At 74.9% G+C, this 7,188-nt stretch carries 4 protein-coding genes and 1 pseudogene; 1 reads left to right on the forward strand and 4 read right to left on the reverse strand.

Features of this window, described 5'->3' with window-relative positions:
- Positions 1–7: 7 nt before the first annotated feature.
- Complete coding sequence (locus HLB15_RS04875) at positions 8–772, reverse strand: helix-turn-helix domain-containing protein (protein ID WP_171104180.1); 765 nt, start codon at positions 770–772, stop codon at positions 8–10.
- A 109-nt stretch (positions 773–881) separates the two neighbouring features.
- Here HLB15_RS04875 and HLB15_RS04880 point away from each other — a divergent pair, with 109 nt between their 5' ends.
- The gene (locus HLB15_RS04880; protein WP_171104181.1) at positions 882–4,451 is read left to right on the forward strand and encodes a bifunctional proline dehydrogenase/L-glutamate gamma-semialdehyde dehydrogenase; all 3,570 of its coding nucleotides are present in this window, start codon (positions 882–884) and stop codon (positions 4,449–4,451) included.
- Here the strand turns inward: HLB15_RS04880 and HLB15_RS04885 are convergent.
- From HLB15_RS04885 to HLB15_RS23975, 3 genes and pseudogenes are all read right to left on the reverse strand, one after another.
- Positions 4,408–5,478: a LacI family DNA-binding transcriptional regulator gene (locus HLB15_RS04885; protein ID WP_311979555.1), complete on the reverse strand. Its 1,071-nt coding sequence runs from the start codon at positions 5,476–5,478 to the stop codon at positions 4,408–4,410. The genes HLB15_RS04880 and HLB15_RS04885 overlap by 44 nt on opposite strands.
- Positions 5,475–7,061 carry a GH1 family beta-glucosidase gene (locus tag HLB15_RS04890; protein WP_171104182.1) on the reverse strand — a complete coding sequence of 529 codons (1,587 nt, stop codon included), beginning with the start codon at positions 7,059–7,061 and terminating at the stop codon, positions 5,475–5,477. The genes HLB15_RS04885 and HLB15_RS04890 overlap by 4 nt, the downstream gene beginning before the upstream one ends.
- A pseudogene (locus HLB15_RS23975) lies at positions 7,058–7,188 on the reverse strand (carbohydrate ABC transporter permease); the annotation flags it as partial. The gene HLB15_RS04890 and the pseudogene HLB15_RS23975, both read right to left, overlap by 4 nt.

Raw genomic sequence — 7,188 nt, forward strand, 5'->3', positions numbered from 1 at the left:
CCCTGGCTCACGGCCGTCGGGAGCGGGCCCGGAACGACGACGGCGTCTCGCCGGTCAGCCGCGCGAACGTGCGGGTGAACGACGACTGGTCGTAGAACCCGGCCGCCGCGGCGACGTCGGCGAGCGGGACGGTGCTCGTGGTGAGCAGGTGGGCCGCGCGGTCGACCCGCAGCCGCAGCACGAGCTGGCGCGGCGAGAGGCCGAACACGCGCCGCACACGCCGGTCGAGCGACGCGGGCGCGCAGCCGGCCAGTGCGGCGAGGTCGGCCACCGAGGGGACCTCCCCGCGATCGAGCAGCTCCTCGACCTGCGTGCGCAGGCGGGCCATGGCCTGGATCGTCGCGTCGTCGGCGTCACCGGAGCGCAGGTCCTGCGACACGGACACGAGGCCCACGTACGTGCCCGACTCGTCGTGCAGAGGCAGCTTGGACGTGAGGAACCAGCCCGGCGCGCCGCCCACGTGCCGGATCAGCTCGAGCTCGCCGCGCAGCGGCCGGTCGGTGGTGCGCACCAGCGCGTCCTGGCTCTCGTAGCGCTCGGCCAGCTCGGGCACGAACAGGTCGGCCGCCCGCTTGCCGATGACGTCCCGCCGCGACCGCTCGCGCGTGCGCCCCACGAACACCTGGTTGACGACGACGTAGCGGCCGTCGGCGTCCTTGGCGCAGAACATGACGCCGGACAGCTCGTCCATGAGGGCGACCATGGCGGGGTTCAGCGCTGCCAGCAGGGCCGTCGCCTCCGGCCGAGCCGCGCCGTTCGACGGGGTGCTCATCGCACCCCGCATGCTACGCGGGCCACGGCGGCCCGCTTGGCGAAAACCGCTGCGGATCGCGAGCGATGCCGCCAATACATCGGTCGGCATCCGGGTGCACCCTGGAGACATGAAGACCTCTGCCCGGCGCGACAGCGCCGCACCTGCCGACGTCCCGACCGGGGGCGCAGGCGCACCGGACACCGCTGGTCCCGCTCCGACCGAGCAGACCGGTGGTCCGACCGCCGTGCCCACCGCTGAGCCCACCGACGTGCCCACCGCTGACAGCCTGGTCGAGGACGCCGTCGCCCTCGCCCGGACCTGGATCGGAGCCGCCACCGGACCCGCCACCACCGAGAGCGGCGCGTCCGGTGCGGGGAGCCGGACCGACAAGGCTGTCGCCCGCGCCTCCGCCGCCCTCGGCGCCCTCGTCTCCGACCCCGCGGGCCTCGAGCTCGCCGTCGGCTTCGTCGACGACGTCGCCCGCCCGCAGGACGCGCGCGTCGCCGCCAAGGCCCTGGCCCGCCTGGGCAGGAAAGCGGGCGACGCCTCGTTCCTCAGCGCGACCGACCGCGCCCTCTTCCGCGCCGGTGCGCTCGCCGCCCCGGTGCTCCCCGGCGTCGTGGTCCCCGCGGCGCGCGCCCGGCTGCGCCAGCTCGTCGGGCACCTCGTCGCCGACGCCGGCCCCGGCCTCACGGCCCACCTCGCGCGCACGCGGGCCGAGGGCTACACCCTCAACGTCAACCTCCTCGGCGAGGCCGTGCTCGGCACGGACGAGGCCGCCGCGCGCCTGGCGCGCACCGTCGCGCTCGTCGAGCGGCCCGACGTCGACTACGTGTCGGTCAAGGTGTCCAGCGTCGCCGCCCAGCTCGTCACGTGGGACCTCGACGGCTCGCGGGAGCGCGTCGTCGAGCAGCTCCTGCCGCTGTACCGCGCCGCGCGCGACCACGGGGTCTTCCTCAACCTCGACATGGAGGAGTACCGCGACCTCGCGCTGACCACCGCGGTGTTCCAGGACATCCTGGGCCGCGAGGAGTTCCGCGACCTCGAGGCCGGCATCGTGCTGCAGGCCTACCTGCCCGACGCGCTGGGCGCGCTGGACGAGCTCACCGCGTTCGCCGCCCGCCGCGTCGACGACGGCGGGGCCCGCATCAAGGTGCGCGTGGTCAAGGGCGCGAACCTCGCGATGGAGCACGTCGAGGCGGCGCTGCACGGCTGGCCGCAGGCCCCGTACACCAGCAAGGCCGACGTCGACGCCAACTACGTGCGTCTGCTCGACCACGCCTTGCGTCCCGAGCGGACCCGCGCCGTGCGCATCGGTGCCGCGTCGCACAACCTGTTCCACGTGGCGCTCGCGATCCTGCTCGGCCGGGCGCGCGGCGTCTCCGAGGGGCTCGACGTCGAGATGCTGCAGGGCATGGCGCCCGCCGAGGCCGCGGCCGTCCGCGACGAGGTCGCCACGGACGACGGCCGCGTCGTCCTCTACACGCCGGTCGTGCGCGACGAGGACTTCGACGTCGCGATCTCCTACCTGGTGCGCCGCCTCGAGGAGAACGCCGCGGAGCAGAACTTCCTGCACGCCGCGTTCGCCCCGGCGTCCGACGCGCCGACGTCGGCCATGGACCGCCAGGAGGCCGCGTTCCGCGCCTCGGTGGAGCACGGCGTGCGCTACACGGCCGAGGACGTCACCCCGCGCCGCCGCCCGCGCCCGGCTCCGGAGCCGGTGACGGGGCCGTTCGAGAACGCTGCCGACACCGACCCCGCCGTCGCGGAGAGCCGTGCGTGGGCACAGCAGGTCACGGGCCCGAGCTCGGGGTACGTGCCGGTGCTCACGCAGCCGCTGTCGACGACGACGCAGGTCGACGACGTCGTGGCCCGTGCCCACCGCGCCGGCGCCGCGTGGGCCGCCGTCAGCCCGGCCGACCGCGGACGCGTGCTGCGTGCGGCGGCGCGGCACCTCGAGGCCGCCCGCACCGACCTGGTCGCCGCGGCGGTCCACGAGGCGGGCAAGACGGTCGCCGAGGCGGACCCCGAGGTCAGCGAGGCCGTCGACTTCGCCGCGTACTACGCGCAGGCGGCCGAGGCGCTCGACCCGGCGTCGGAGGCGTGGGCCGGTGCCCGGTTCGCGCCCGACGGCGTCACGCTCGTCACGCCGCCGTGGAACTTCCCCGTCGCCATCCCGATCGGCGGTGTGCTCGCGGGGCTCGCGGCCGGGTCGGCCGTCATCGCCAAGCCCGCGCCGCCCACGCCGCGCTGCCTGGAGATCGCCGTCGAGGCCGTGCACGCGGCGCTCGACGAGGTCGCCCCGCAGATCGGCCTCGACCCGGCGGTCGCGCGCGGCGTCGCGCAGTACGTCCGCGTGCCCGACGGCGACCTCGGCCGCCACCTCGTCACGCACGAGGGCGTGTCCCGCGTGATCCTCACGGGCGCCATCGAGACCGCGGAGATGTTCGCGTCGTGGCGGCCGGGGCTGCCGGTGCTCGCCGAGACGTCGGGCAAGAACGCGATCGTCGTCACGCCGTCCGCGGACCTCGACCTCGCGGTCGCCGACGTCGTCCGCTCGGCGTTCGGCCACGCGGGGCAGAAGTGCTCCGCCGCGTCGCTGGTCATCCTCGTCGGCTCGGTGGGCGACCCGCGCACCGCGACCGGCGAGCGGTTCCGGCGCCAGCTCGTGGACGCGGTGTCGTCGCTGGCCGTCGGCCCCGCGACCGACCTGGCCACCGTCATGGGCCCGCTCACGGAGCCCGCCCAGGGCAAGCTGCTGCGCGCGCTCACCACGCTCGAGGAGGGCGAGAGCTGGCTCGTGCGCCCGCGCCGGCTCGACGCGGTGGCGCAGGAGGCGGGCCTGGGCACGGGTCGCCTGTGGACGCCCGGCGTGCGCGACGGCGTCCGCCCCGGCTCGTTCTTCCACCTCACCGAGTGCTTCGGCCCCGTGCTCGGCATCATGACCGCCCGCACCCTCGACGAGGCGCTCGCGCTGCAGAACGCCGTCGCGTTCGGCCTCACGGGCGGCATCCACTCGCTGGACGACGCCGAGGTCGCGCACTGGCTGGAGCGCGTCGAGGTCGGCAACGCCTACGTGAACCGGCACATCACCGGCGCGATCGTGCAGCGGCAGTCGTTCGGCGGCTGGAAGGCGTCCGTCGTCGGACCCGGCGCCAAGGCGGGCGGGCCGAACTACGTGGCGCAGCTCGGGAGCTGGTCGGACGCGCCGGACGTGCCGTCGCGCGAGACCGACCCGTCGGGCTGGCTCGCGTGGGCCCGCGCCGACGACGCCCGCGCGTGGAGCGCCGAGTTCGCCCAGGAGCACGACCGCTCCGGGCTCGGCGTCGAGTCCAACGTGTTCCGGTACCGTCCGGTGCCCGGCATCACGGTGCGGGTGGGTAGCGGTGCGCGGGACGTCGAGGTGCAGCGGGTGCTCGCCGCCGCGGCCCGGGCCGGTGTGCCCGCGACCGTCGTCGGGCCGGAGACCTCCGACGAGGCGTTCGCCGAGGCCGTCGCGGACGGCCGGGTGACCGGCCGCATCCGGGTGGTCGGCCGGGCGCAGGGTCTGCGCGACGCCGCGGCCAGCCGGCTCGGCTCGGTCACGGTGCTGGACGGCCCGGTGCTGGCGAGCGGCCGCCGCGAGCTGCTGACGATGCTGCGCGAGCAGGCCGTCAGCCGCACGATGCACCGCTACGGCCACCTCCGCACCCCCTGACCCGCCGTGCCGAGGTAGTCATCTGGCGAGGGGCGAAGATGCGGCGCTCGTCCTGGACCGGGCGGCCTGCCACGAGGTCCACGAGCATGCTCGTCGCCGCGCCGACCATCTGCACGACCGGGTTGTGCACGGTGGTCAGGCGCGGTGACGTCGTCTCGGCGATGCCGAGGTCGTCGAAGCCGACCACCGACACGTCGCCCGGCACGGACCGCCCGCGCTCGGCCAGCACGCGCAGCGTGGCCTCCGCCATGAGGTCGGACGCCGCGAAGATGCCGTCGAGGTCCGGGTGCTGGTCCAGCAGGCGCGCCGCCGCGACCGCCGCGCCCGCCGTGGTGAAGTCGCCCTCGACGATCGCGTCGTCGGCCAGGCCGGCGTCGCGCAGCGCATCGCGCCACCCGATCATCCGGTCCACGCCGGCGGGCATGTCGAGCGGGCCGGTGATGGTGCCGATGCGGCGCCGGCCCCGGTCGATCATGCGTTGCGTGGCCAGGCGCCCGCCCGTCACGTTGTCGACGTCGACGTACCGCAGCCCGCGCGAGAACTGCGGGTCGGGCTCGAACAGGCGCCCCACGAAGACCGCGGGCAGCCCCGCGGGCCCGAGCTCGGTCTCGAGGTGGTCGCCCCGGTGGTGGGACGCCACGATGACGCCGTCCACGTGCCCGCTGCGCAGGTACCGGCCGACCCGTCCGCGCTGCTCGCCCGGCCGGGCGAGCAGCAGCACGAGCTGCAGGTCGGTGCCCGCGAGGCCCTCGCTGACGCCCGCCAGGGTGCCGGAGAGGAACGGGTCGGTGAGGATGCGCTGGTCGGGCTCCGGCACCACCAGCGCTATCGAGTCGGTGCGCCGGGTCACGAGCGAGCGCGCGGCGCGGTTGGGCGCGTACCCGAGGCGGGCGACGGCGTCGTCCACCGCCGCCTGCGCCTCGGGGGAGACACGCAGGCCACCGTTGATGGCGCGCGACGCCGTCGACCGGGAGACCCCGGCCGCCTGCGCCACGTCGTCCAGGGTGGGTGGGCCTGAGGTCGTCACGCCTGGGGAACCGCCTTCGAGTCGTCGTCAGGGCGCGCCGGACGATCCGGAACGGCGTTGGCCCGTGCGACCTGACCGTACCAGCGGCCGGACGCCTTGACGGTGCGTTCCTGCGTCTCGTAGTCGACACGCACGAGCCCGAACCGCTTGCCGTAGCCCCAGGCCCACTCGTAGTTGTCCAGGAGCGACCAGCCGAAGTAGCCGCGCACGTCGGCGCCCTCGTCGATCGCGTCCCGCACGGCGCGCAGGTGCACGTCGATGAACTCCAGGCGGTTCTGGTCGTCGACGCACCCGTCGGGGCCGGGCACGTCGTCGTACGCGCTGCCGTTCTCGGTGACGTACAGGGCGATGCCACGGGGGCCCGTGTAGTCCTGCTGCAGGCGCAGCAGGAGCCGGGTGAGGCCCTCCGGCTGCACCTCCCAGTTCTGGTCGGTGACAGGCAGGCCGCGCGGGTGCGTGTAGGCGCCGTCGCCCGCGGGGAACGGGTTCGACGACGGGCGCGACACCGGGGCGCCGCCGTCCAGCGACCGCTCCGGGGGCCGCGCCGAGACGGCGTTGCCGTGGTAGTAGTTCACGCCCAGCGAGTCGATCGGCGTCGAGATGATCTCGAGGTCGCCGTCCTTGATGTGCTGCTCCAGGCCGTACTCGCGCACGTCCTCCAGCACGTCGGCCGGGTAGGCGCCGCGCAGGATCGGGTCGGCGAAGATGCGCGTGAAGCCGCCGTCGAGCCGGCGGGCCGCGTCGACGTCCGCGGGGTCGTCCGGGTCCAGCGGGTCCTCGACCTCGAAGTTCAGCGTGATGCCGAGGTTGGCCTCCGGGGCCCGCTCCCGCAGCGCCTGCACGGCGAGGCCGTGGGCCAGCGAGAGGTGGTGGGCGGCGGCGAGGCCGTCCTCGCGGGACTGCCGACCCGGTGCGTGCTGGCCACCCGTGTACCCGAGGAACGCGGCGCACCACGGCTCGTTGAGCGTGGTCCACACGTCGACGCGGTCGCCGATCGCCTCGTGCATCGTCACGGCGTAGTCGCGGAACCGGTAGGCGGTGTCGCGGTTCACCCAGCCGTTCGACTCGGCCTCGATCGCCTGCGGCAGGTCCCAGTGGTAGAGCGTGAGCCACGGCAGGATGCCCGCGCCCAGCAGCTCGTCCACGAGCCGGTCGTAGTAGGCCAGGCCCGCCGGGTTGACCTCGCGGCCGCCGGGGACCACCCGCGACCACGACGTCGAGAACCGGTACGCCTTGATGCCGAGGTCCTTCATGAGCGCGACGTCGGCGGGGTAGCGGTGGTACTGGTCGCAGGCGACCTCACCGTCCTCCTGGTTGAGGACGGCGCCGGGCAGCTTGGCGAACACGTCCCACACCGAGTCCTCGCGGCCGTCCTCGTGGGCCGCGCCCTCCACCTGGTAGGCGGCCGTGGCGGCGCCCCAGAGGAAGCCCTCGGGGAAGCGGACGGTGCCCGTGGCGTTGGCCGTCGTCGCGGTGCGCGGCGCGCTCGGCGTGAACGGCAGCGCGGTGCCCGGGGCGGGGACGCGGGGTGCGGTCGGGTCGGTCCGGAAGCTCCGCAGGAAGCTGTCGGTGGTCTGGGTCATCCCTTCACGGCTCCTTGCATGATGCCGGCGACGAGTTGTTTGCCGACGAAGACGAACATGATGAGCAGGGGCAGGGTGACCAGGAAGACGCCGCCCATGACCAGGGAGTAGTCGACGAAGTAGTTGG

Source organism: Promicromonospora citrea, from assembly GCF_013004695.1.
Taxonomy (GTDB): domain Bacteria; phylum Actinomycetota; class Actinomycetes; order Actinomycetales; family Cellulomonadaceae; genus Promicromonospora; species Promicromonospora citrea.

Coding starts and splice junctions, on each gene's coding strand:
- HLB15_RS04880 (WP_171104181.1), top strand. CDS start 882: ATGAAGACCTCTGCCCGGCGCGACAGCGCCGCACCTGCCGACGTCCCG.
- HLB15_RS04890 (WP_171104182.1), bottom strand. CDS start 7,061: ATGACCCAGACCACCGACAGCTTCCTGCGGAGCTTCCGGACCGACCCG.
- HLB15_RS04875 (WP_171104180.1), bottom strand. CDS start 772: ATGAGCACCCCGTCGAACGGCGCGGCTCGGCCGGAGGCGACGGCCCTG.